The organism is Mariniblastus fucicola (assembly GCF_008087665.1).
GTDB classification, from domain to species: domain Bacteria; phylum Planctomycetota; class Planctomycetia; order Pirellulales; family Pirellulaceae; genus Mariniblastus; species Mariniblastus fucicola.
Genome location: NZ_CP042912.1, coordinates 1963053 through 1987651, shown reverse-complemented (window position 1 = coordinate 1987651; position 24599 = coordinate 1963053). Strand labels below are relative to the sequence as shown.

Sequence of the window (24599 nt, the reverse complement as noted above, 5' to 3'; positions counted from 1 at the left end):
CCCTAACCTTCAGCGGCAGCAACTTGCGGACTAAACATCCGCCAGCTCAACGCTTAGCGGCAGCAAATCCATTTTGCCACATCCAGAATGCTCCACCGGAGAATCTTTATCTGGTGCGGCAGCGGCTTCTGGTTCCGGTGCCGCCTGCTGACTCAACAACGAAGCAATCACCTTGGCCAGCGGATCTGCAACCACGATGACGATCGTGCCAGCCCTGTGCTTTTTCTGCAACTTCAACAGTAACTTCTGCACTCGTGGCAACACGTCTTCGATCGATTCACCTTCTGGCGGACAAACCGTCTCCGGGTGATCCTCCCATTGCCTGGCGACTTTCGGCTGATTAGCACGAAGCTCTTCCAGCTCCTTACCTTGCCACAGCCCCATATCAATATTGCGGAGCGCATTTCGGACTTTGATCTTGCGACCATGTTTTTTTCCAAGCACCTCAGCCGTTTGCTGCGCCGCAAGGCTTGGCGAACTGAGCACTGCTTTGATGTCGAGTCCCACCGACGACTCAGCAAGCTCCTCGACCTGCGCGAGCCCAAGTTCGCTTAGCGGAATGTCCAGCGTGCCGATAATTCGGCCCTGTTCGTCAAATTCAGTTGCTCCAGGGCGAACCAAAAGGATCTTTGATCCGTCAGCCCTGTCGTAAATCTTCACGTGAAACCTCACCCATCAGGTCCTCGATCGCCGCGCCGTAATCATTTTCAAAAGGAGTCTTGAAGACTGCACTTCCGGCAACGCAAAGCTGGCATCCCACGGCCACGCATTTGGCGATCGTTGATTTATTTATTCCGCCGTCCATTTCAAGGATGACGTCTTGCCCACCAGGCAAACCGCGAATCTCACCAAGTTTTTCAAGCACCGGTTCGATAAAACTCTGTCCTCCAAATCCTGCATTGACGCTCATCACCAGAACAAGATCTGCGTGCGGGAGAGCATCTTTGATTTTGGAAACAGGCGTATCCGGATTCACGGCAATCCCGGCCGCGGCACCTCTTTCGCGAATCTGATTCAATACCGGAACAGCCTCATCAACGGCTTCGGCGTGAATCGTAATGATGTCGGCTCCGGCATCGACAAACGCGTCGACATATTTTTCCGGATGGACCATCATCAAGTGAACGTCCAACGTCAGGTCGGTCAGCTTTCGCAGCGCCGAGACAATGGTCATTCCGTAAGTAAAGTTCGGCACGAACACCCCGTCCATAACGTCGAGGTGCAACGCAGCAACTCCTGCTTTTTCCAACCGCTCTACTTCAGAAACCAGATTGCCAAAATCACAAAGCAACAAAGAAGGAAGCACTGCCGGAGCAGCTTCAACAAGTTGTGCAATTTTGGTATTCAAATCGGTTCACAGTCATTTGAAAACGGTGGAAACATTCGATTCAAGCAGCTCCAAATCAGAGCCACTCAAATCAACGACTGTGCGATTCTAGCGAGGATGGTTGCGGGTAAAAGAGTTCAATTGGCATTTTTCCGGGAACCCCACAAAACGCGGGAACCAGGCCCGAAATTTCTTTTCAGAAGGGCGAAATCGAGCATCAAAATCGTCGCCAGAGACGGGCTTGACAACTCAGAATTTTAATAGTCAATTCGCGGACGTGACGGGAAACACAGAGCCCGCCCAGGTGGCAATTGAATTTGAAAACGAGCTTCGCCTGCAAGTGCTTTTCTTCTGCCGGTAGAGCGACTCAATCAGTTCGGTGTAGCCGTCTGTCATTGAGTCCAGCGAACTGTTGTCGACAACGTGAGCTCGTCCCTTGCGTCCCATCTGTTCTCGCAGGTCTGGATCGGTCAGCAGCTCGATCCAGCGGGACGAAACATCTTCGGCATTTCCGGGCTCGCAAAGATAGCCAGTGGCTCCGTGAAGCACTGACTCCTTGATTGAACCGACGTCCGTTGCGACGACCGGGCGATTACAGGAAAGCGCTTCAAGAATCGAGACCGGACTGGCTTCGTTGTGGCTGGTCAACGCAAACACATCTAACATCGACAGCACGCCAGGGATATCGGAAACGGAACCCAGAAAGTGCACGTTGTCGGCGATCGATTTTTCGTCGGCGAGTGATTCAAGTTGGGGCCGTCCCGGACCGTCTCCGGCAATGACGAAATGCGCGTCTGGAACCTGCTTCAGGGCTCGCGATGCACACTCAAGGAACAGCTCATGATTTTTCTCCGGTCGCAGCGCTGCGACAATCCCAAGCGTTGGTGCGTTTTCCGGGATGCCAACTTTCTGACGCCATTGCTGCCGCGACGAATCACTCGCTTTGAATCGCAGCGTGTCGATCCCGTTGGGGATCATGAAGACTTTGCCTTCCGGGAACTTTTCGAACTCGACCAGAAATTCCGCGTGATGCCTGGCAACTGCGATGAATCCATCCGTAATCGAAGTCAGCATTCGGTTCAGGCGTCCGACTCCGTCCGGCCAACCGGTTGAATGCAACGCCGACAAAATTACAGGTACTCCGGCGCCTCGAGCGGACAATCGACCCCAGAACATTTTGTCTCCCGCCCCCACAGTGACGACCGCGTCGACTTCGTTTTTCCGAAACAACTTTCGCAGCCTTCTGGCGACCGCAACGTCATACTTGTGATTGATCAAGTGCTCGAAAACCGGAATCTCGTTTGCCAGTTCGTCCCCGAGGACACCCTGTTCTTTGAGACAGCCGATCATCGGTTTGATGCGCGTCTTGTCAAACCGTCGCGTCAGATTCACCAACAGCGTTTCGGCACCGCCAACTGGCATGCTGGTGATGACGAACATGACATTGAGAGGGCGGGTGTCGGAATCGTTCATTTTTGGACTCGAGTTGTGGCTTGCTGTGGCAGGGAATCAGAAGAATCAGGCTCTTCGATTGCCGAAGGATCGGTCGCCGAGTTTAGGAAGGAAAGTCGTTGTGAGACAAGGCGCGGTTCATTGTCGCGCCGCCACTTTGCCCAATCGAAATCAGGCGTGTCTGGCAAATAGTCGAATCGTTTGACGGCTGCAATTCGCGGATCAAACGTCAACCAGTTTCGCATTCTTGAGAACTTGGGGTCGCCGTGGATGCGCTGGATATGAAAGGAGTCTCCCCCGATGTCATTCCAACCGCCGTACGCAGAACAGACCCCTTTGAAGCCGTGTTCTTTGAGCAAGTGAAAAACGCTGGCTCTCAGATCGTCGTATTGGCCAAATGGAAACGCAAAGTAGTTGATCTTTTTGCCGATCATGTCTTCGATTTCGTGCGTCGCGGTCACGACTTCGTCATAGATCACATGTGGATCTTCAGTCGATCCAAGATTCAAATGCGTTCGCGTGTGAGCACCAATTTCGACTCCGGCGTTGGACAAAGCTCGAAGTGACTCCACTGAATTGGTAGGCAACGGCGCTCCGCGTTCCGTGTCGTGAGGGAAGGGCGTTTGCTCGCGCGTGTGATGCGCCGTCACAAAGTAAGTCACCGGAATGTTTTCAGAAATCAGAAACGGCAGGGCTTCTTCGCAATTCTCGGAATAGCCATCGTCAAAAGATATCGCGACGGCAGGCCGATCGTTGAAGCCACTTTCAATCCGTTGCTGGACTTCGCTCATGGAAATCAGGTCGAAGCTTTCCTGCATCCAGCGAATCTGGCTTTTGAAAGTCGCAAAGTCCATCGACCACGGATTGGGATGCGATTCGGCGACGCGATGATAGAAAAGAACGAATACCGGAACTTTGCCACAGGCTTTCAGTTTGCGCAAGTGAACCGAACGCCACGGAGAGCTTCCGATGCGGTACAGGTCAGTAAGAATGGAAAGGATTTGGCTCAAGATTCGCTGCCACGATGCAGTTCAACGTTTCGGTGCTGAATTGTTGAACATGACTGTGCATAGTCGACTTCAATCTTCCGAACTGAACGCAACGAGAGAGGCGTCAGCGATTCAAAACGCACAATCGGGACAATCAGAACAGACGCCGTCTCTTTCCAGCTGTCGACCGGGAACGCGGATGACCGTGGCCAACGGTGACATAACTTTTGAGAAAGCTCCAACCTCAAAAACTCACCCGCCATGATGAACAAAACTCAGCTATTTGGAATCAACATCGACGTCCTCGACATGTCAGGCGCCGTCGATCGATTAAGGAATTGGATCGAAGGCGACAATTCCGGATGCAAGTACGTCGTGACGCCAAATGTCGATCACGCGGTGCTGTTTCAGGAAAACGCGTTGCTGCGTGAGGCCTATGAAGGCGCCGACATGGTTCTTGCCGACGGCCATCCAATCGTGTGGACTTCGATGCTCAGCGGTAAACGATTGCCTGAACGTGTGGCAGGTTCCGAGTTGGTGCCGCAACTATTTGACAGCTTCAACCGGAACGGCACGCTGCGTGTGTTTTTGCTCGGGGCAGCCGAAGGCGTCGGTGCTCGCGCGGCAGAGAACATGAAGTCGCAATGGCCAAACGTAGAAACGGTTGGCGTCTACAGTCCGCCGCTGGGGTTTGAAAAGAAGCCCGAAGAGTCAGAGATCATCCTGGAAAAACTGGCTGAGGCGAAAGCCGACGTCGTGATCGTGGGCTTGGGTGCGCCGAAGCAGGAGATCTGGGTCAGCCAATACGCCGATCGAATTCCTGCGACCGCAGCGTTGTGCGTCGGAGCAACGATCGACTTCCTTGCTGGAGAGAAGAAACGGGCACCGGTCTGGATGCAGCAATCCGGAGTCGAATGGCTGCACCGCATGTGCTCCGAGCCAAAACGGCTGGTCAAACGATACGCCCGCGATGCATGGATCTTTCCGCAGTTGGTATTGAAACAACTGTTCGGCCAGAAGCACGCGTAGCCGACTGCGCTGATCTGGCGTTTTCAACAGCCGAACGCACTGCAACGGACTACTCCCAGCGAAACTTTCCTTTTCGGCTGGGCAGAACTTTGCGAATGCTGGTCGGATAGTTGAAATCGAACAACGCTTCGGCTGACAGCTCTTTGGATAGCTTGATGTTGTTGTCGAGCGCTTCCTCACTACCAACGTTCAACGATGCTGACCTCACTTGGGACCAAACCGTCTCGCCTCGATACTTCAGTACCGCAGCGCATCGTTTGGGAATGAGAGATGCCTTTCGGGTTCTCCGAGGACCGAATCCAATCACGTTGAATGTTTTCTGTTCGCGTTTGCCAACAGTGTAGGTTAGCTCGAGCACGAAATCGCTTTTCCGGGCGATATCAATGTCGTCTCCGGCCATAATGTCTTCGATATAGTCCGCCAATTCGTCGGACAGCTTCTTCGTACCATCGATACGCACAACGACTTCCACAGAATCGCCTTTGCCAAAGGTTACGATGTCGTCCTGTTTGAAGTTAGCAACGAAATCATTGATCTTATCTATGGGCAATCGTTCGACGCGAACTTCCGTCTGAATCGTTTCGTACTCGTCATCTTCCCGCATGGAGTTGATGGCCGACACGCGTTCCTGTCGACTTCCGCGGCGGCCACCGATTTCGTTTCCAAACGAACCACCGCCACCGTGCTGATTTGCTTCGGCGATAAGCCGGGACCCGTCTGCAAAATACTTCGCGCTGGACCTGAATCCTCCATCGACGTTTCCAATTTCGAGTCCTCGATCGAGATCAAAGATCGCTCCACTGGAGGTCAGAATGAGGTCGTCGCCGAGGTATTGAAACTGGCTGTTGCTGCCGCTGGAGATGGGAACGATCGATCCATCGAAATCTTTCTCGGAAACAACTTTTCCGGTCGCGAGACTGTAGACGCTCATTCGAGACTGTTCCATGTAGACGACGGATTTACCATCAGGATTGACTTGAGCAAACGAAAAGATCGAACTTCTCTCCTTGGGATTGAAGTTCACACCACCAAGGCACGTCTTCGTTTCAACATCGACCGCGTAGAGTTTCGTGGTGTCTGCATCGAGAATATAGATACAGTTTTGATCTCCGCCAGCAATCTGAAAACCGCGGCGCCCTCCAAACCTGCCTACCGAAAGCTGATGCGTAGGTTTGATGCGATCGGTGATGTCGAAGAACGTCATGTTGCCGCTGGTACTGAGGATGACTCCTCGCGTATCACTGATTAAATGGGCCTGCGGTGCCTGAAAGGAGTCGAACGAAACCGTTCCGTGCTTACTGAGTTCGCCATCTTCGAAACGCCACAATTCGACTTGGCGATCAAACACGACTTTGCTGGAAATGAGTAGCGTTTTACCGGATGGCGAAATCGCGATCACTTCTCCTTCATGTCCAATATCGTCGCCGTTCTCGTTTGTGATTACTTCCCGCGATTCGACGTCGACAATCGCCAATGTTGGTTTTCCTCGAAACGAGCTGGCGGCGGTCAGTGCGAGCAAACCTGACGCTTTCGCATAGGAGACGTTCTCGACCCTCGCGTTTTGTGGCGCTCGTAGCGGAAAACGAAGGGAAAACGAGTCGTTGGCCAGCCCAACGGATTCGCCTGAGCCCGACTGCTTGATCGGACCGGTTCGAAGCCGGATGCTTTTCATTCGCGACGTATCTCTGGCGATTTCGAAATTCAGGCTGGCATCCTTCAGCACTTCCGCACGTCGTTTAAGCAGCACCAACAAATCATCACTGTAGCTTTCGCGTTCCGCGACAAGTTGCTCGTCGTTGTTGACATTGATTCTTTTCTTCGCCCTCGCGGCATAGGTCTGGTCAGAATCGCTCAGCTTGGAAAGCGCGATCTTCATCGTGCTCCCATCCTCTTTCTTCAGGACAACCTCGTCGCCATCGACCTCCACGAGCGTCGCGGTGAGATTGAATTTTCCGTTTGCCGATTTCCATGTTCGAGCAAGCATCGGGACGGCGATAAATTGGCGATCAAAATAGGTCCAACGTCCTCCCTTTGAAAAACCACGGTCGTCTTCGAGTTCACCGTGCTCATTGATCGACTCAACCACGCTAAAGAATCCAAGCTTGGTCACGATGCCATAGGTGCTTCCATTGCGTCGTGATTCGTACTGCAAAATATCTCCGATCGCCATTTCAGGAGACAGCTTTGCCAGTCTTTGATGGCGAATGTCGCGATCGACCAAATCACGTCGACGCTCCATCAGCATGACAACGTCTTCGGGAAACTCTTCGGTGTCCGCTACGTCGAATGGATTTTCGTTCACGGTTTCGGAACCGTCGCTGTTCTTGGCGATGTAGTCCTGATCCTTTTGGCTCAAGCGATCGATTGGAACGGCAATCGACTTCCCGTCCTCTTTCTCCAGCCGGATCTTTTTGGATTCGACACGAACCATCTTGGCCCGAATCTCGAACTTGCCGTCTTCCGACTTCCACGTTCTAACGGTCATCTTTTTTTCAGATTCGTACCGATGAACGAGCTCCCAGGAAAAATTCCCCATCGCCAATACCCAAATCGCTTCGATTTCTCCTTCGTCATTCACGATCTCAAGGTCAATCTTGCTGGACCGATTCATGTTCACAATCAGGCCGTGAATTCCGTCTGCGTATCGAATACCGTCCTCAAAGTAGATGATGTCGCCGATCTGGGTTTTGGGCGTTTTCGAAGCTTTCTGCGTGCGTCGACGCTGGGCAGATAGCTCGGCAGGAAAAACGCATGTAAACAGAGAAACAAGCGTCAGCAGAGCAATCAATCGGAGTCGGTTTGGTGGCGAGAGTTCTTTCGAAAGGAAGACGGGTTTCATCATCGATCCATAGCTTGGGAAGTAGTAACCCTTCGAATATAGCAAGAACCGTCGCCGGATTTCGATGCTCAAAGTCGCTGAACCGGAAAACCGTTACCGTAAGTCGCTCGCGATGAGTTTCGTCGTGGCTTGAGCTACAGCAGGCTGGCGACGAGTTTTGAACCAGCAGCGAACGCAGGGACCGGCGGCGACTCTGAATCAGGAGTCAGCCCTCTAACGACCAGTCCGACACACAAGTTCCAAGCACCTCTCCGATTGCTTGACGCAAAAGAACGCACCATTAGCGGCCTCAGAAACCTGAAAATGACGCTCAGAAAGCCGACCTCAATGCCATTGTTCCCGACCATCAATTCGGTCTTACGCACAGCATTTTCGCGTTCCCACAGAAACGATTCCTGCTAAAATCGAACCTGACTTTAACACCGCCATTTTTTTTACATCGGAGCATTTCTTTCATGTCAAACAAAACCAGTCGTCGTGGCTTCATGAAAGCCTCTGCCGCAACTGCTGCGGGCGGTTACCTGATGAGCAACCCGCTGACTTCGCACGCGATGGCACCCGGATACCGTAGCCCGAACGAACAACCTGTTGTCGGATTCATTGGTACCGGAATTCGCTACCATACTTACCTTGGCAAAGCTGCACTCAAGCACGCTCCTTGTGCTGCACTTGCGGACGTCGATTCGATGCAAGCTGGCCGCGCGTTGCAGGTCGTCATGGATGCTCACCGCGAGGCTGGCCATCCGCTCGATACACGTGCACATGAAGACTATCGCAAAGTTCTCGACCGCAAAGATATCGATGCCGTCGTGATCGGGTGTGTGGACCATTGGCACAGCAAGGTCGCCATCGACGCGTTGCTGGCTGGCAAAGACGTTTATTGCGAAAAGCCGTTGACGCTGACGATTCGCGAAGGCCAGCAGATCCTCAAAGTCCTTGAGAAAACCGGTCGCGTTTTTCAGGTCGGAACCCAGCAGCGAAACGAGTTCAATCAACTCTTCGTCAAAGCTGCGGCCATGATGCGGGAAGGCCGAATCGGCAAATGCAAAAAGGTCACGGTCGCCCTGGGCCCATCGCGCGAGTGCGATGCGTTGCCTCAAGTTGATCCACCAAAGCATCTCAATTGGGATCTTTGGCAGGGACAATGCGAAGTGAAGCCTTACCGGGAAGCCCCGACGATGACGGATGTCACCGGTTGGGGAGCAGGCCACAACTTCGGTCGTGGTCATCGATACTACCGCTGGTTCTACGAGTACTCGGGCGGCAAGATGACGGACTGGGGCGCTCACCACATCGACATCGCCCTGTGGGCGTTGGATCGCCTGGGGGACGACGCGGGCAAGATCAAGATCAACCCGGTTTCGTCTTACCATCCCGTTCCATTGGATGACAAAGGTATGCCAACGAGCGACGATCGCTTCAACACCGCAGTCAACTTCCAGGTGGACCTGACGTTTGATGACGGTCTTGAAATGCGAGTTTGCGATGTTACCGATGGTTTCGGTAACGGAATCATGTTTGAGGGCGAGAAGGGACGTTACTTCGTCAACCGTGGAAAACTGACGGGTAAGCCTGTCGAAGATTTGGAAAAGAATCCACTGGATGAGTCCAAAATCGGAGCTCTTTACGCCAGCGGCAAGCGACCGGAAAGCAACAACATGGGTTGCTTCTTCGATTGCATCAAGTCTCGTGAGACGCCAAGTTCAGACGTCGCGTCGCATCACAAAGCGATGAACGTCTGCCACGCGATCAATGTGGCGTTGCGACTCGGTCGTGAAGTCGTTTACGACACCAAAGCGGAAGACTTCGGCGATGACGCACTCGCAAACTCGTTTATCGAGCGTCAGCAGCGTAAAGGTTTCGAGATCAACGTTTCGTAAAACGGAGCGATGAATTCAGCTTCGAAGGACGTCGATTCGGCGTCCTTTTTTTATGCATTGCGGAAACTGTTGGAGAAGTTCTGAATGTAATCGTTTAACGGCAAGCCGTAGGCGACGGTGCGATCAGGCGTCAATGGCACCGTCGCCTGCGGCTTGCCGTTAAACGAAAGCTTGGCCGTGCACCGACTGAAACGTCGATGACACCGGCTCGCTTGCCCAAACCGCAGCTCAGCTTTTCTTTACGCCACAGCCACCGCTCAGAGCGCAACCGCTGCAATCGCCGCAGCTTGATCCCGTCCCGCAATCGGGTCCGCAACCTTGAGCCAACGTTTCGGCGAACTTGCGAAATTTGACTTTGCTTTCGTAAACCTCAGCCAGCTCGTTGGTCAGCGATTCAACTTCCGGACTGACTTCGCCCAAAAAGTAAAACCAGATCGATTGGCCATCAAAGAGATGTTCCACATCAACCAATGTCGCCCGAAGATTGCGTTCGGTCAGCAACTTGCGACACGCCAGAAAGGCCCGATCGCGAAATCGATCCAGTCGTTCTACGATCGCTCTGTCTTCCCGCCCGACACGACGCAACAACTCACCGTCATGTTCTTCAGCAGCCACCGCCGAATCGACGGCGCAAATGACGCGGCCGACTTCCAGCCCGCGGGCTGTCCGGCAAATGACCTCGACGTCACGAACATAGGCGTTTCGATCCGCTGCAACGAACTTTCCGATCGTCCCCAGCAACCCAATTTGAACCAGATGAACAGCACTCACTCGGAAACGTCCTCTCCTTCAGCACCTTCGACTGTTTCATCCGGCTCAGCGGGGCGATCATCAAGTCCTTCGATTTTGATCAGCGTTCCCTTGGCCACTTTCTTTGTCAAACCCCTGGCAGCATCAACTGGAGCATCCTTCGCCTCATCGCTCGACTCATTGCCTGCCGCCCCAATACGCTCAGGAGGCCCGCCGAGACAGGTCACATAGAGGTTGCCTTTGCGGTCAAACGACATGGAAGTCGCATAGCTCAAATGCTGTAGCTTTTTGATTTCGCATTTGTCGGCGCCGTTCCCAATCAATTTGTACAGCCCACCTTTGCTCGGGTCGGCGAAGTTATAGTCGATGGCGAACAGATGCTTTCGATCCGGGCTGTATGCCAGGGCGACGATATCGTTCAGCTCGACCTTAAAGTTCCGCAGCATCTTTCCTTGCAGCGTGTAGAACACCAATCGGGAATCTTTCGCATCGCCCCGTTTGCCCATCTGAGAAGCTACCAAGTACTCACCTGCAGGACTGACTGTCACACAAGTTGGACCGGGACAACTGCTCAGTTTTGCAGTCGCTATCGAAGGACGCAAAGTAGTAATCGTACCGCTTTGAAGCTCCGCCAGAGCGATCCATCCATTAGCCGGATCGCCATTCGTCACCGTGTAGATAACTGAATGCTTCAACGTCATATTTGAAAACTGATTCAGTTTCGCTTCGTCTGTTTTGTGCTCGATGGAAACCGTTGCTCGAGCGGCATCTGCACTGGCAGGATCATCTGAGTTCAGCGCCAAGGAAAGTCTCGTTAGCGATCCCACGCCCGACTCGTTGTCGTGACCGACCAGCAAAACGTTCTCACCGGCGCTAAACACGGACAACGGTCCGGCGGCGTATCCGCGAAATTCGGAAACCGGAAATTCGCCTGCGATTTCGACCGATTTTCCGTCCTTGATTTCGACGATTCGCTGAGCACCGCTTTCGGCGACGAAGATTCGATTCGAGTCATCTTCGACGGTGACAGAGAAAGGATTGTTCAGGCCTTCCACCAACGTCGTGACGACAATTTCACCAGGCTTGCGTTTGGGAGACTCGTCGTCCTTCGCGTTTTCATCGGCCGCCGCAGCTGCGGTAAGTATTGAGGCTCCGGAACTCGAGGGAGCTTGCGTAGCGATGGCTCCACCAAGTGCCAACCGAATTGTTTGACCGAATCCTGCTCGGGGAAGCAAACAACAGCTCAGCAGAATCAGGGTCACAATTCTCATTTCAGTCTCCGGTTCATATCCCTTGATTGTAGTGACGCCAGAGCGTGCTCGCCACTTCGCCGCGAAACGTGAAAATCACGACTGTTTCCGGACGGTTGACGGGTTTGAAAATGGCTTTTGCCGGAAAACATCCCCTGTCCGATACAGCTTCTCACGGCTCGCTAGCAAAGCACGGTTTTGGCCAGTTGAATTTTCCAGAAGATCAGCAAAATCGGAAATATTGTCACCGGTTCGAGCCAACGTTGCCGAAAAGGTAGGTGGGTTCATTCACTGATCCCGCGAGGGGGGAAACTCGCTGAAAGTGATGATGCGAAAAGCGTCGTCGTTCTATGCATGTCATCCTCCGAGCGGTCATCGATCGAATCCATTTCCAGGATATTCGGTTTTTTGCAAACGCTCAACAATACCACTGCCATTCAGTTTGATGACCCAGCCGATGGCTGCTTTGGTCGCCTTTCGGAAAGCGAACGATGTCAGTGCGGGATTGCGAGGAGGAATCTGATGCGACGTTTACTTTTAGGACTTGCTGTCGCGGCAACAACGCTGGTGCCAGGCGTTGTCAAAGCTGACGACACGCAAATTGCGGACTTCATTCAAACTCGGCTTCAAACCGAGCAGCAGCAGGGTCGCCTTCGCGGCTTTAATGTTGACATGCAAGTCGAACAGGGAACCGTTTGGTTCAAAGGCACCGTTTCGAATGCTCAGCAGGAAATGCTGATTCTTCAAACAGCACAACAGGCCGGCCACCTCGGCGTGGTTCAGGTTGTGGACGACATCGAAGTTGCAGCTTCGAAGTCTACTGTCAAACCGGTTGCCTACCAGCAGCCACAGCAGCCACAAGCTGCACCGACCCAGCCAACTTACGTCGGCCCTGCCAGCTACGCGGCTCCTCCTGCTCGTCAGGAAGTCATCGTAGATTCAGGCATGGGTGGAATGGTTTCAAGTGAACCACTTCCGTTCGCAACTTGTGGCGATGGCGGCATGGCGATGGGTGGAATGGCCATGGGCGGCGAGCCAATGCCTGCCGGTCAAGCTGGAATGGGCGTTCCTTCAGGAGCTCCAAACCTTCCTGGCTACGCCTGGCCTGGTTACGCGGCTCATCCAAACTTCGGTGCGGTAAGCTACCCGAAGCAGTACTCTGCTTCAGCATGGCCTTACATCGGCCCATTCTACCCTTACCCGCAAGTCCCACTGGGATGGCGCAAGGTTAGCCTTGAATGGGACGACGGTTTCTGGCAGCTTGACTTCGCAGACAAGTCACGCCACTAAACTGGCTTTCACGTCACTAGCTGACGAGAACTGAAAATTAAAGAACCCGAGTCATTTTTGGCTCGGGTTTTTTCGTGCGCGAACGCGACTTACACAGTCTTAACGCAACGTGATCAGCCAATCGGTTGGACATCAGTTTGCTGAAGAAAGAAAAATTAGGAGATTTGGTGCAAGATTTACGGCATCGCAAGGGTATTCATCATAACGGCCGCTTGTGTCCGGCCAATCGGCCCAACCAATTTCCGACAGGGATAGCAGATGTACTCGAAAACGATCGCCACCGCCGCCATTGCAGCTGCTTTTTTACTCTGCATATGCGTTTCTACCGGATCAACGCTGGCCCAGTCGAGGTTTTCCACCTCAGCTGTCGCTGTCGGCAACACGTTTGAAGACATCAACGGGGACTATCAGCTTTACAGCGACTATCTGGAAGTCGACTCAAATTCCGATGGCGGCTTCACTTCCGTTACCGATGTGGGTGGTTCGTGGGATGGCTATGACCGCGACAACATTATGCAAACGATGACGCTCGATGGCAGCGCGGCTGCGTTTGCTGACTACGGACGCATTCAGACGTATGCGTCCGGAACGCTGCACAACACGTTCTACAACCCACAGGGCAACCTGTCCCTGTACGAATACGACCCGGAGGCGGATGAGGTGCTCCGCAATCCCGATGGCGTACCGAACCATTTCGATGTCTACGGTTACGCCGGTTTTGACGAGACGCTTCAATGGGGCGGAACGGCCGTCGCATATCAGTCGACCTACATCTTCAATCTTCACGGCAGCAATACTGGCGAAGAGGCGTTTACCTATATCTACATGAAGCATGGCGATGAGGAAGCGCAAACGTGGTTCATCACTGACCAGGGTGACTTCGACCTACCGATCTATTCGTCGACATACGTACACGGAGGAGCGCCGCAAGATTTCAGACTGACAATGTTCACGTCGTTTCAGCCGAACACAGAGCACCTCGGCGACGGTCAAACTGTCTCCGGAACGGCTGCATTTGATCGCACGCTCGAACTGGTAGGCATCGACGTTCGCGACGAAAACGGAACGTTGCTCAGCGGCGTGGTGACGGGTTCTTCCGGAACGACATACGATATCATGGCCGTGCCAGAACCAACGTCGGCAGTACTCCTGGGCCTGGCGTTGGCCGCAGTCATGACGACTCGGCGACGAGTGGGCTAATTCCTTTGGCCAGTGAACAACTCAAACGATTCGAGATCAAACCTTGGCAAGTTCAAGGTTCTTGACTTCGATCGTTTGAGCGCGATCAGGACCGACCGAGATAAACTCGATCGGACGGCCAATCAATTCCTGCAATCGCAAGCAGAAAGCAATAGCTTTCTCGGGCAAGTCTTCAACAGTACGAGCACCGGTAACGTCTTGCTGCCAACCTTCGATGGTTTCGTAGACCGGAACCAGCTTTTTCAAATCGTCGGCGTGCGACGGGAACCAGTCGATCGTTTCGCCATCGAGTTCATAGCCGGTGCAAATTTTGATTTCTTCGAGCTCGCTCAAAACGTCCAGCATCGTCAACGCAATCGCGGTCACTCCCCCCAGACGCGTCGTAAACCGAACGGCGACGGCATCAAACCATCCGCAGCGACGTGGGCGACCGGTCGTCGTGCCGAACTCTTTTCCCATTTGACGAATGTGCTCGCCAGTTTCGTTTTCCTGCTCGGTCGGAAAGGGACCGCCACCGACGCGTGTCGCGTAGCATTTGCAAACGCCAATGATTCGCTTGAAGAATCCTCCTGGAGCCCCTGAACCTGACGAGATTCCTGTGCCCGATGCGTTGCTGCTGGTTACAAACGGAAACGTCCCGTGATCGATGTCCAACAATGATCCTTGAGCACCTTCGAACAGTACGGCTTTGTCAGCGTCGACCGCGTCGAGCACAATCCGATTGGTGTCGGTGACCATCGGTTTGAGTCGCGCCGCGTAGTCGCTGTACTCAGCAATGATTTTTTCGGCGTCGAGTGAAGCGACCTCTTCAGATCCTGCCGCCGAAAGAACTTTGGTTTTCACCGCAACGATCTTTCGAACGCGATCGGCAAAGTCATCCCGGATCATGTCGCCGATTCGAATCGCAAACGAGCGACCGATCTTGTCGGCATAGCACGGACCAATTCCGCGAAGCGTTGAACCAATATTGTCTTCACCTGTGACCAGACGATTCCACATTTGATCTTCGAGGACATGCCACGGCATCACGACGTGAGCTCTTTCGCTGATCTTCATTCGACTGGCGACGTCGATGCCACGACCGGCCAGCATTTCAATCTCTTGAAGGATCGTCGGCGGGTTGATGACCACACCTGGCGAAATCAGATTCAGCACACCATCGTTGATGATGCCACTGGGAATGTGGTGCAGTTTATAGACTTCATCGCCGATCACGACGGTGTGTCCAGCGTTGGCTCCGCCCTGATAGCGAACAACGAGGTCTTTACCCTCGGTCAACAAATCGACCAGTTTGCCTTTGGCTTCATCGCCCCACTGGAGGCCAATCACACAAGTTCCAGACACGCGACACCCTTTCAGCATTCAATTTGAAGGAACCGCACAAATTCGGTCCCATTTTTGCGTTACAACCCGTAAAATTCCGACTGCAAGAGGCAAACACGAGAGTTTAAGATCTGGTAACCAACGCGGTCAACCGCCGATTTTGTTATTGTCGAAGGAACGTCCATATCCGCGTCGCTCTCGCTTTCCCCAGTCCTGATTTCAATACGACCATTCCATGCGCACACTCCCAATTCTTTCTGTTTCCAGTTTTGTGCTGGCCGCAGTTTTTGCTCTGTTTCAGTTTGGCGTGGCCTGTCCCGCCGATGCTCAAGTGAAAAAGAAAGACAATCGGTACGCGACCGTTCAGGGCGTCATCGAGAATGATTCGCGTAAGGCGTTTCGGGTCAGCTACGACGAGATCAAGACCTCGCTTCGAAAAATCGTCATCCCTAAGGAGCCTCCTTTCCCATCAAACTGGGAGAAGATGAAAGAAGAAGAGCGACGTGAATGGCTGACGCAGTTCTATCAGAGTGAGCGAGGAAAGAAGTTTCTCAAGGATCGCGAGAAACTACTCAACGACGCTCCGTCTTTCGAAGTCAAATACAACGACGAAGGAGACTTTGTCGTATACGACGTGCCGCCTGGGGATTACGGACTTCAAGGACGAATCGACAAAGAAATCAAAGGTATCAAGTATGGGTTTGAAGTTTTCGCACGCATCAAAGTGCTTGACGACGTCGACCAAATTAAACTCCAACCGATTCCTGTAACCATCACGCCGCTGTTCCAAACTGGACAGCCTGCTCCGCCGCTGGACCTGGTGACATCGAAGAACGAAAAGCTGCACTTCGATTTGGACGCCTACAAGGATCACTACATCTTTTTGAATTTCATGAACTCGACTGACATGACTCCCGGCTATCAACAGCAGGTGCAGGACATGTACAAGGCGATCGGCAAGTCCCACAAACTCAAGTTGGTTTCAGTTGTCATCGATGAGGACAAAACCAAAGCCATCAAGTGGTTGCTGAAAAAGAAGTTCACCGAAGGCAGCTACGGATTCACCAATGGATGGGAGCACGATACGATCGAAGCCTACGGCGTTCGTTCGACGCCTTCGGGGTGGCTAATCAGCCCGGACGCCGATCGAAAGATCCTCATGTCTCAACATGAGTTCTTCCGACTGGCTCGCATTAAAAACTCGATCACGGAAATCGTTCGCGACCGAATCGACGGCAAAGACACGCCGACTCTCGCCGCCCCGCCAGAAGACGGGAAGCCGCCTGAGGAGGAGTCGGCGGATGACGAACCGGCGAAAGACAAAAAAGCGAACGACAAATCAGCCGAAGAAAAGTAATCGCGCGTCGTTTATCGTCAGTTTTGAGTACTATTCGAAGCTGACGCAGGCACCTTCGGTCGTGCTGCGAACGTAAATTTTTCCGTCGCTCAACGCCGGCATCGACCAGCATTTTCCGTCGAGCACTTTGTCACGCGAAATCTCGGAATACTTTTCCGGGCTGGCCTTGGCGATCACAATCTCACCCGAATCCGACAGCGCGATGACTTTCCCGTTGGCCACGATGCAATTGCCTGGCCCAAAACCGGGCTCGGTCCATTTGACTTCGCCGGTCATCGGATCAACGCATTGCAACGGTCCACGTCCGTACTTCTTGAAGCTGAACATTCCGTAAAGGTGCCCGTCGTGAAATACCGGCGTGCTCCAGTGGTTCATCAACCGGTTGGGTTTCTCCCAGACCATTTTCGCCTTGCCATTGCTGACTTTGAACAGCTTTGCTCCCACGCCATACCCAGCCGATCCATAAACGTGATCGCCGAATACAACTGGCGAGGCCGCTGTGGAAACGCTGAAAGGAAACTTGGTTCGCCAGAACTCTTTTCCACTATCCTGTGACAATGCCAGGATGCCGCTCTGCATGAAGAACAGAATTTGCTTCTGGCCGCCGATCGATGTCAGCAAGGGCGTAGCGTGAGTCATTTTTTCGTCGCCGGTTTTCCAAACGACGTCACCGGACTTTTTGTCAAACGCGATCATCGATTGGCCTTTGCCGCCACCGACCACAAACACGCGTGCTTCGTCGACGACTGGTGAAGTCGCGTTTTGCCATCGGATGTTGCGACCGCCGTAGTCCTTGAGAATGTCCTGACTCCATTTCAGATTCCCGGTCGCCAGGTCCAAACAGTACAGCTTCATCTGTGCGTCGTAGACGTAAACCAAACCGCCATCGATCGTTGGCGTGGATCGAGGACCGTCGCCGCCCTTGTTGTTCATTGCTCCAGCTCCGCCGCCGCCGTCGTAGGCGTTGGATCCGAGCTCGGTGGCCCAAAGCTCTTTGCCGTTGTCGCTGTCGAGCGCGATGCAGACTTCTTTTCCGCTGCGCGCCACGATGGTTAACGCTTTGCCATCGGAAATCGAAAACGAACTGAAACCCATCTCAGTTGGGACTTTCCAGTGCACTTTCAGCTTTCCTTCGATCCCGGATTCCGCAGTCGCTGTTCCGTCTCCGTTGGGGCCGCGATAGAAGGTCCACTGTTGCGCTTTGACTGTTCCAATGCCAAAGCTGGCGACAAGACAAAAACAGGAAACGAATGTCGTGAAACGAGTCATGTGAAAACCATCTACTGATAAACTGGATCTACGGATGAACTGGGAACTCAATGATAACTCAATTTTCCGGGTTTGGCTGGAATCCATTTGGAGGCTGTGGGAGCGAAAAACACCTTGACTTGCGAACGGCAGCAACAACCTTCCACGACGCTAGCGTGACAAACTGATTCTGACGCGAACCGAGTGGTCATCGATATTGACGCCATTGCGCCAGCCCCCTATTTTTCTCCCTTCAACTGACCAACCATTGCAAGGAGGCAAGGTGGAAATGGGTATCCCCACGTCAATTAAATTTGAAGATCACGTCAAATCAAACCAGATCACTTCTGTTCCACTATTGGATGTCGGACGCGGAAATGATCCTCTCAAGCAGGAATTCATGGACGCTTTCGCCGGCATCCTGGAGACCGGCCGTTTCATCGGCGGACCGCACTGCCAACAACTCGAGCAATCCGTTGCCGAGATCTGCGATGCCCAATTCGGAATGGGGTGTGCATCGGGAAGTGATGCTCTGCTGCTCGCACTGATGGCAATCGGGATCGAACCTGGCGATGAAGTCATTTGCCCGTCGTTCACTTTCTTTGCAACCGCCAGTGCCATCGACCGACTTGGCGGCGTTCCGGTTTTCGCAGACATCGAACCGGGAACATTCAATATCGATCCGGCTCACGTTGAATCGTTGGTGACCGACAAAACAAAAGCCATTATTCCGGTTCACCTGTTCGGACAATGTGCCGACATGGATGCGATCATGGAAATCGCTTCGCGTCACAACCTTCGCGTGATCGAAGACTGTGCCCAGTCGATCGGCGCGACCTGGAACGATCAGCCTTGCGGTGCGATCGGAGACATCGGTTGCTTCAGCTTTTACCCAACCAAAAACCTTGGCGGATTCGGCGATGGAGGCATGCTTTCGACAAACGACGCGGAGCTGGCAGATCGCGTTCGATTGCTGGCCAACCACGGCATGCGACCACGCTACTATCACTCTGAAGTCGGCATCAACAGTCGGCTGGATTCGATTCAGGCCGCCATGTTGGGAGTGAAAATCAGGCACCTGGATTCCATTTCCCGGGGACGTCAGCAGAACGCCGCGAACTACGATCGACTATTCGCCGAATCGGGGTTGAGCCATGCGGTTTCTACTCCGGTTTGCGACGATCGCAGCGGGCATGTCTGGAACCAGTACACGGTGCGAATCGAAGGCAGTTTGACACGCGACGAAGTCCGACAACAACTTGCTGACAAAAACATTGGTTCGGAGATCTACTATCCGGTTCCGCTCCATCAGCAGGAGTGCTTTGAGAAGCTTGGCTATCAAACCGGCGACCTTCCAGAAACGGAAAAGGCCGCGGCTTGCGTGTTGAGTTTGCCGATTTTCCCTGAGCTCAATTTGGCTGAGCAGGGCTATGTGGTGAAATCGCTGCTTAGCATCTTGCTCGAACGCGAGCCGGTCATTCGCCGTGCTGCTTAAAGCAGGATTCAATCGTCTGAAAAGGTGTGGCTGGGGCGTCTCGCCCCAGCAATGCGATGTTGAACTGGGGCGAGACGCCTTGGCCACAAGCTTTGAAACGTTTCTAGCGAACAAGAGCCGCCCGAAGCGTTTTCGGCACAACTTGAGGAACTCTGGTGCGACTCAACGCACCCAAGACACTACGCTCGATCACGAGCGTAGCTTTCGAGCTTGCCACGAGGGTTCGCACGGCATCTAACCAGCAAGCGTCCGACGTTGGCATCGAACGCCAGGCACTGTTTGGCAAATGTGAGCGGCAAGGCGCTCATGTTTGGCCGCGTTGACGACATGAAAATCGACTTGTCAAACAGTGCCTAGTGGTCCGTCAAAGCTTAATTTTGGGATAGACGCTTTTTAGTTTGCATCGTGCATCGTCGATTTTCATTTGCCAATCGACTCCCCGCTGTGTCTCGTTGACATCTTTGTACCACGCTTTGATTTCGGTTTTGAGGATTTTCAAGCTTGGTATCCGTCTGTTCTTCAAGCACTGACGCGTCAATGAACTGAGTTCATTTTCTGCGACATTTAACCAACTTCCATGCTTGGGGGTGTAGACGAAGTTGATTCTCCGAACGTAAGCACGGGCCTCTTCAGGTGGATAGACTTCGTAGAACGCACCCTTGGTGTGGGTGTTGAGATTGTCGCAAACCAATGTAATTTGATCGCAGTCTGCGTAGCGTGTGTCCAGCAGGGTCGCGACCTCTTGGGCCCAGTCCGTTTTGGTACGTTGGCCGCGGGCGGTTGCTTGTCGCCATCCACCAAGGGGTTCATTAAACATAAAGATGCTGGCCGTCCCGGCACGCTCATATTCGTAGTCAACTCGCTTGGGGTGGTTTCGAGTTGCGGCAACTGGCTGACGCGTTTCCTTGATCAGCTGAACGGGCTGCTCATCCATGCAGACCACCGGATGCCCGGGATCATACGGTTTTTCATAGGTCTCGAGCACTTCCTCCATGTTGGCCACAAACTCAGCATCGGCTTCCGGGGGAATCACCCAGTATTCGATCTTTCGTTTGTTGGTCATGCCGTTTTTTTAATCGTCTTGCGAGCCGTTTCATGGCTGATCGATTCAGCCACGCCGAGTTCCACCACCTTACGCGCAAGCAGTCGCAACGACCAGTTGGCGTAGCCTTTGGGTGGTGAGCCCAGACGCATCGCAACGATTGTGGCTTCTTGCTTTCCATCGAGAAGCTTCGGAGTCGGTGGTGTATCACGTCTCTTGCGATTGAGACACTCTTCAAAACCTCGTTCGACGAATCGCTGACGAACATTCTCAACTGTTTGCCGGCGACAACGATACGCCTCGGCGATCTGAACGTCAGTCCAGTTCGGACCATCAGCATCCGACTGGAGAAGGATTTGGGCCCGGCGAACTTTCTGACTCGTGCCCTTGAGACGTTTGACTATTTCCTCTGCCGCTTGACGTTCGGCTTCTGACAATCGGACGATATACTTCTTCTGCATGGCAACCTCCTTGTGTTGCGTGCAGAATCCCGATTTTCAATCGAACAATCAATCCCAATCTTTAGTACTGACAGAACACTAGACTTCGACCGACTTGAGGTTCTCAAGCGCCCACGGATCGCATCCGCATTCCTGAGCAAGCTCGTTGAACTCATCGACTTCCGCCTTCGAGAACAACAATCCGCCATGCTCAACGCTGCGGGCTGCCGAAGCCGCTTCGATCTGACCTGGGAAGATGACTTTATCGTTGCCGTGCCCCGCGACATCGTCGAGGACCGCTTTCACGTTTTCAGCTTGAGATCGGCCAAGGGCAAACTCGCCGTTGCTGATGGCATCCGGATGAATCACCTGGAAGTAAAACGCACAGGTGTGTTTCTCCTTTGAATCATCTGCCCAACGCGATCGCAGCGTCGGCAACGAGCCGCCAATGTACGCCGCCATCAATTCGTTGATCAACGAAAGGCCATAGCCTTTGTGGCGTCCAAAGGTTGTCAACGCGTTGACTTTGTAGGCATCCGTCGTCACGTTGCCATCGACATCAACGGCAGCATCGGGAGGCAGTGGCTTGCCTTCGCGTTTGAGTTGTTGAACCCGTCCCATGGCTACAACAGACGTCGCCCAGTCGATCACCAGTGGGAATCCAATCGCGTCCACGGTCGGAAAACCCCACGAATGCGGATTGGTACCGAGCGTCGGAAAGCTACCCATGAAAGGGACGACTTCCGCGAGGGCGGCTGTGCAGTTGGTGTACGCAATGTAGCCTCGCTTGGCAGCATCCATCACATAGCCACCGCCCCACAGGTAGTGAAATGCGTTGTCGACCGAGACCTGACCGATGCCGTACTTGTCGGCCAGTTCGATTGCCGTTTCGATGGCTTCGTAGGCAGTTGCCTGTCCGAGCTTTTTATTTGCGTTCCAGACTTGAGACGCCGCGAACTTCGATTCACGCTTTTCGATCGTCGCGTTGGGGACGCAGCCATGAGACTTCGATCCGAACAGTTCGTCCAGGTGCAACGCCTTGAGCGCGTTGTGGGTGCGGATCCCGTGATGGCTTGCGTACGAAGCAAACTTCGCGGCGGCATCGCCTTCGTCCTTGCTATAGCCACGATGAACGTAGGCGGCGGAAACGAGTTCGTTGTGGTCAGATTCGGAGACGACGTAGAAGTTTTCTGGCATTTTCGAGCTGGTCAACTGAGGGAAGTAATTTTCCAACAGCAGATCATATCTAGCCAGATTTTCAATAAGCTGGTCGGCGAACAATCGCAGAAGCTGCAACGTCTTTTACGGCTATCCCGGCCAGAACGTCGCGACCGCGAACTGAAGCCGCAAGCCTGTACTAATTCGCCTTCAGCGTCTCTATCTGCTGTTCGATCGAATCGATCTGTTTCGCTGACTCGGCACGTTTTTGTTCGGCCTGATGCACGACCGCCTGAGCCGCCGCAAGCTTCTCTTTCGCAGCGTCCACCTCGTCCAGCTTGGCGTTCTCATCGGCTTCGGCAGTAATCAGCGTCGATTCCAGATCAGCCAATACTTTTGCGAACTGGAGCTCGCCATTCCAGAAAGCCAACGCTCCCTTGGGCTGCTCTACATCGGCTTTCGCTTTGTCCAATGCGGCCTGCAGTTTGACTCGCTGATCGTTGGCCTTACCTATTTCCATTTCCCGCGCGGCGATACTTGCGTTGAGCGACACCAATTGCTTCTGCGAATTGTCCCGCTCCACCGACAGTGTCGCGATCTGGGCTTTCGCCGTTTCCTGCTTCGTGGCGACCTGCTGAACTTGAGTTTTCAACACACCGATTCGCTGAGCCAGCGTCGCCTTACGAGCCTCCAGCTTCGCGATCGTGTCTTTTATCTCGGCATCATCGCCGAGCGACGCCAGAGCCGATTTGGCACTTGCGATCGACGCGTCAAGCTGCGGCGCCGCTTTCTCTTTGCCGGTCAGCTCTTTCTTCCAGGCTTCCTGCTGACCAACGGTTGTTTTCAAAAGCTGATCCGCGTTGGCGAGTTTTTCCATCACGGATTTCAGAGCCATGTCGGTGGCAGTTCGCGACGCGACTTCGGCATCGTTGTCCGCCTTCATCGCCGCGATCTGCGAATCAAGTGTAGCCGCCTGTTCGTTCAACGGCTTCAATGCCGCTTCGGCACTTTGTAGCTGCCTGGTGACGGCTGCGATGCGAGATTCGATCGTGGGAGGATTGCAGTTGAGTGTTCCAATCGGTTTCGGGTTGGCTTTTTCCCAGACGTTAATTTTCCCGGTCCAGTCGCCAGCAATCACGCGATTCGTTTCGCTGCAGTAGGCGACGCTGGTAACCTGATCTGGCATTGCCTCGTATTGATGCAGCTGTTTTCCGTTCTGATCCCAAACTCGAACAAGGCGATCACGGCCTCCCGTGACCACCAGTCCATCACGAGTGAAGCTGGCCGACGTCACGCCGGCGCTACAACCGGTCCACGATTTGATTTGCTTGCCATTGGCTCCATCCCAAACGCGAACGGTTCCGTCCTCGCTGGCGGTAACAACCAGTTTCCCGTCGATTCGCCAATCGATCGCCGTGATTGCTTTTTTGTGTCCGCCAAGCGTAAGAACTTCGTTGCCGGTATCGGCTTCCCAGGCATGCACGCCGCCGTTGCGATCGCCGGTAACCAGAAATTTTCCGTCGGGAGAAAATTGCAAGGCCGTGATCCATTCGGTGTGTTTGTTGAGTTCATAGACCAGTTCGCCATCGATGCCGTAGACTCGAACGATTTTCTTCGGCCCGCCGAGTGCGATCAGCGTCTGTGAGGGATTGATGTCAGATGCCAAAACGGAATCCAGCTCATCACCGACGACGGCCACGCGACGGCCTTTGACCGCGTCCCAAACCAGAACCTTGCCGTTGGCACCAGGCTTGCCGCCGCCAATCAACAGCAGACTGCCGTTGCGACTAAAGCGTATCGATTCGGGCTGGCCTTCGGGAAACGGAATCACGCCTCGCAGTCCAAGATCATTCGTGCGATAGATCAACACTTGTTGAGGGCTGGACATCGCAATGTAGGGAGACCACGGGTTGGTCGCCAGCGAATGAACGGTCGACGGTCGTGGAGCAACCAGTTGCGGAACAAGCGGCAATCGTGACGGAACGGGTTCGACTTCCGGGCGTTTGTCGCCTGCAGAAACAGCGCTATAGTCCGTTTTCGGTTTGCGCTTCTTGGCTACGCTGCCGGAGTTCTCCAGTGCTCCACCGTCGATCCATTTTCGCAAAATTTCAATTTGCGGATCGGGGATTTTGTCGCCTCCTGGCGGCATCTCTGGCGAATCTTCGTGAGTGACCAGATTGAAAAGATAGCTGTCGTCGGCCGATCCGGGTTCAATGACTTCTCCGCTACCGCCGCCGATCATCAGATTCGTAAAGTTGGTGACGTCGAGGTCGCCTTCTTTCCGTTCGCCGTTGTGACAAGTAGAACAGCGCTGCATCAAGACCGGTTTGGCGTGATCGTCAAACGTGACCTTCGCGGCCGGTTTTTCCTGAGCGTGCAGCGTCGTTGCAAGTAGAGCGCACAAGCACGAAACGCAAGCCAATGAGCTTAATCGCTGACGCGAACCGAAAGGAGGACGCGGATGCGAACCGAAAGTCCATTGCTTACCTTTCGCAGTCGAATTTTCGTATTGTGTCGTCATGCTGTTCAT

Annotated in this window: 19 protein-coding genes; 6 read left to right on the top strand and 13 right to left on the bottom strand. The window is 53.6% G+C overall.

From position 1 onward, the window contains the following. Positions 1–30: 30 nt before the first annotated feature. The 4 genes from MFFC18_RS07310 to MFFC18_RS07295 all read right to left on the bottom strand — a co-directional run bounded on the left by MFFC18_RS07310 (position 31) and on the right by MFFC18_RS07295 (position 3789). Positions 31–660 (bottom strand): histidine phosphatase family protein, encoded by a 630-nt coding sequence (locus tag MFFC18_RS07310; protein ID WP_075084968.1) that lies wholly within the window; start codon positions 658–660, stop codon positions 31–33. Next, positions 638–1348 carry a ribulose-phosphate 3-epimerase gene (gene rpe / locus MFFC18_RS07305; protein ID WP_084417178.1) on the bottom strand — a complete coding sequence of 237 codons (711 nt, stop codon included), beginning with the start codon at positions 1346–1348 and terminating at the stop codon, positions 638–640. Before rpe ends, MFFC18_RS07310 begins: the two co-directional genes overlap by 23 nt. 243 nt (positions 1349–1591) lie before the next feature. Beyond that, a complete protein-coding gene (locus MFFC18_RS07300) occupies positions 1592–2800 on the bottom strand; it encodes a glycosyltransferase (protein WP_075084969.1) in 1209 nt (402 codons plus the stop codon). After that, entirely contained in the window at positions 2797–3789 is a 993-nt protein-coding gene (locus tag MFFC18_RS07295; RefSeq protein WP_075084970.1) for a polysaccharide deacetylase family protein, read from the bottom strand. Before MFFC18_RS07295 ends, MFFC18_RS07300 begins: the two co-directional genes overlap by 4 nt. Positions 3790–4029: 240 nt before the next feature. On the opposite strand from MFFC18_RS07295, the gene MFFC18_RS07290 reads away from it, so the two are divergent. Beyond that, the gene (locus MFFC18_RS07290; RefSeq protein WP_075084972.1) at positions 4030–4797 is read left to right on the top strand and encodes a WecB/TagA/CpsF family glycosyltransferase; all 768 of its coding nucleotides are present in this window, start codon (positions 4030–4032) and stop codon (positions 4795–4797) included. Positions 4798–4846: 49 nt separating this feature from the next. Here the strand turns inward: MFFC18_RS07290 and MFFC18_RS07285 are convergent, their stop codons facing one another. Next, positions 4847–7636, bottom strand: coding sequence for an SHD1 domain-containing protein (locus tag MFFC18_RS07285; RefSeq protein ID WP_162273964.1), 2790 nt, complete (start codon positions 7634–7636; stop codon positions 4847–4849). A 455-nt stretch (positions 7637–8091) separates the two neighbouring features. Here MFFC18_RS07285 and MFFC18_RS07280 point away from each other — a divergent pair, with 455 nt between their 5' ends. Continuing rightward, positions 8092–9516: a Gfo/Idh/MocA family protein gene (locus tag MFFC18_RS07280; RefSeq protein WP_075084975.1), complete on the top strand. Its 1425-nt coding sequence runs from the start codon at positions 8092–8094 to the stop codon at positions 9514–9516. A 228-nt stretch (positions 9517–9744) separates the two neighbouring features. On the opposite strand, the gene MFFC18_RS07275 is transcribed toward MFFC18_RS07280, so the two are convergent. Next, positions 9745–10287: a PSP1 C-terminal domain-containing protein gene (locus MFFC18_RS07275; RefSeq protein WP_075084976.1), complete on the bottom strand. Its 543-nt coding sequence runs from the start codon at positions 10285–10287 to the stop codon at positions 9745–9747. Continuing rightward, positions 10284–11537 (bottom strand): hypothetical protein, encoded by a 1254-nt coding sequence (locus tag MFFC18_RS07270; RefSeq protein WP_075084977.1) that lies wholly within the window; start codon positions 11535–11537, stop codon positions 10284–10286. The genes MFFC18_RS07275 and MFFC18_RS07270 overlap by 4 nt, the downstream gene beginning before the upstream one ends. A 501-nt stretch (positions 11538–12038) precedes the next feature. On the opposite strand from MFFC18_RS07270, the gene MFFC18_RS07265 reads away from it, so the two are divergent. Both MFFC18_RS07265 and MFFC18_RS07260 read left to right on the top strand, forming a co-directional pair. Then, positions 12039–12806, top strand: coding sequence for a BON domain-containing protein (locus MFFC18_RS07265; RefSeq protein WP_075084980.1), 768 nt, complete (start codon positions 12039–12041; stop codon positions 12804–12806). A 258-nt stretch (positions 12807–13064) separates the two neighbouring features. Continuing rightward, complete coding sequence (locus tag MFFC18_RS07260) at positions 13065–14006, top strand: PEP-CTERM sorting domain-containing protein (protein ID WP_075084981.1); 942 nt, start codon at positions 13065–13067, stop codon at positions 14004–14006. A 36-nt stretch (positions 14007–14042) separates the two neighbouring features. Here MFFC18_RS07260 and MFFC18_RS07255 read toward each other — a convergent pair whose 3' ends face one another. After that, entirely contained in the window at positions 14043–15350 is a 1308-nt protein-coding gene (locus MFFC18_RS07255) for an adenylosuccinate synthase (RefSeq protein WP_075084988.1), read from the bottom strand. Between the two features lie 214 nt (positions 15351–15564). On the opposite strand from MFFC18_RS07255, the gene MFFC18_RS07250 reads away from it, so the two are divergent. Further along, positions 15565–16686, top strand: coding sequence for a TlpA family protein disulfide reductase (locus MFFC18_RS07250; RefSeq protein WP_075084982.1), 1122 nt, complete (start codon positions 15565–15567; stop codon positions 16684–16686). A 30-nt stretch (positions 16687–16716) separates the two neighbouring features. Here MFFC18_RS07250 and MFFC18_RS07245 read toward each other — a convergent pair whose 3' ends face one another. Then, the gene (locus MFFC18_RS07245) at positions 16717–17955 is read right to left on the bottom strand and encodes a PQQ-binding-like beta-propeller repeat protein (protein ID WP_202907548.1); all 1239 of its coding nucleotides are present in this window, start codon (positions 17953–17955) and stop codon (positions 16717–16719) included. A 268-nt stretch (positions 17956–18223) separates the two neighbouring features. Here MFFC18_RS07245 and MFFC18_RS07240 point away from each other — a divergent pair, with 268 nt between their 5' ends. Then, on the top strand, positions 18224–19429 hold the full coding sequence (locus MFFC18_RS07240) for a DegT/DnrJ/EryC1/StrS family aminotransferase (protein ID WP_075084984.1): 1206 nt from the start codon (positions 18224–18226) through the stop codon (positions 19427–19429). A 364-nt stretch (positions 19430–19793) separates the two neighbouring features. Here the strand turns inward: MFFC18_RS07240 and MFFC18_RS07235 are convergent, their stop codons facing one another. The 4 genes from MFFC18_RS07235 to MFFC18_RS07220 all read right to left on the bottom strand — a co-directional run bounded on the left by MFFC18_RS07235 (position 19794) and on the right by MFFC18_RS07220 (position 24590). Next, entirely contained in the window at positions 19794–20492 is a 699-nt protein-coding gene (locus MFFC18_RS07235; protein WP_075081791.1) for an IS630 family transposase, read from the bottom strand. Then, entirely contained in the window at positions 20489–20932 is a 444-nt protein-coding gene (locus MFFC18_RS07230; protein ID WP_075081790.1) for a helix-turn-helix domain-containing protein, read from the bottom strand. The genes MFFC18_RS07235 and MFFC18_RS07230 overlap by 4 nt, the downstream gene beginning before the upstream one ends. 78 nt (positions 20933–21010) lie before the next feature. After that, positions 21011–22108, bottom strand: a complete 1098-nt coding sequence (locus MFFC18_RS07225) for an Ldh family oxidoreductase (RefSeq protein ID WP_075085051.1) — start codon at positions 22106–22108, stop codon at positions 21011–21013. A 160-nt stretch (positions 22109–22268) separates the two neighbouring features. Continuing rightward, the gene (locus MFFC18_RS07220) at positions 22269–24590 is read right to left on the bottom strand and encodes a WD40 domain-containing protein (protein ID WP_162273966.1); all 2322 of its coding nucleotides are present in this window, start codon (positions 24588–24590) and stop codon (positions 22269–22271) included. Positions 24591–24599 lie beyond the last annotated feature (9 nt).

Coding starts and splice junctions, on each gene's coding strand:
- MFFC18_RS07245 (WP_202907548.1), bottom strand. CDS start 17,955: ATGACTCGTTTCACGACATTCGTTTCCTGTTTTTGTCTTGTCGCCAGC.
- MFFC18_RS07280 (WP_075084975.1), top strand. CDS start 8,092: ATGTCAAACAAAACCAGTCGTCGTGGCTTCATGAAAGCCTCTGCCGCA.
- MFFC18_RS07240 (WP_075084984.1), top strand. CDS start 18,224: ATGGGTATCCCCACGTCAATTAAATTTGAAGATCACGTCAAATCAAAC.
- MFFC18_RS07250 (WP_075084982.1), top strand. CDS start 15,565: ATGCGCACACTCCCAATTCTTTCTGTTTCCAGTTTTGTGCTGGCCGCA.
- MFFC18_RS07290 (WP_075084972.1), top strand. CDS start 4,030: ATGATGAACAAAACTCAGCTATTTGGAATCAACATCGACGTCCTCGAC.
- MFFC18_RS07300 (WP_075084969.1), bottom strand. CDS start 2,800: ATGAACGATTCCGACACCCGCCCTCTCAATGTCATGTTCGTCATCACC.
- MFFC18_RS07230 (WP_075081790.1), bottom strand. CDS start 20,932: ATGCAGAAGAAGTATATCGTCCGATTGTCAGAAGCCGAACGTCAAGCG.
- MFFC18_RS07260 (WP_075084981.1), top strand. CDS start 13,065: ATGTACTCGAAAACGATCGCCACCGCCGCCATTGCAGCTGCTTTTTTA.
- MFFC18_RS07225 (WP_075085051.1), bottom strand. CDS start 22,108: ATGCCAGAAAACTTCTACGTCGTCTCCGAATCTGACCACAACGAACTC.
- MFFC18_RS07265 (WP_075084980.1), top strand. CDS start 12,039: ATGCGACGTTTACTTTTAGGACTTGCTGTCGCGGCAACAACGCTGGTG.
- MFFC18_RS07220 (WP_162273966.1), bottom strand. CDS start 24,590: ATGACGACACAATACGAAAATTCGACTGCGAAAGGTAAGCAATGGACT.
- MFFC18_RS07270 (WP_075084977.1), bottom strand. CDS start 11,537: ATGAGAATTGTGACCCTGATTCTGCTGAGCTGTTGTTTGCTTCCCCGA.
- MFFC18_RS07285 (WP_162273964.1), bottom strand. CDS start 7,636: ATGAAACCCGTCTTCCTTTCGAAAGAACTCTCGCCACCAAACCGACTC.
- MFFC18_RS07235 (WP_075081791.1), bottom strand. CDS start 20,492: ATGACCAACAAACGAAAGATCGAATACTGGGTGATTCCCCCGGAAGCC.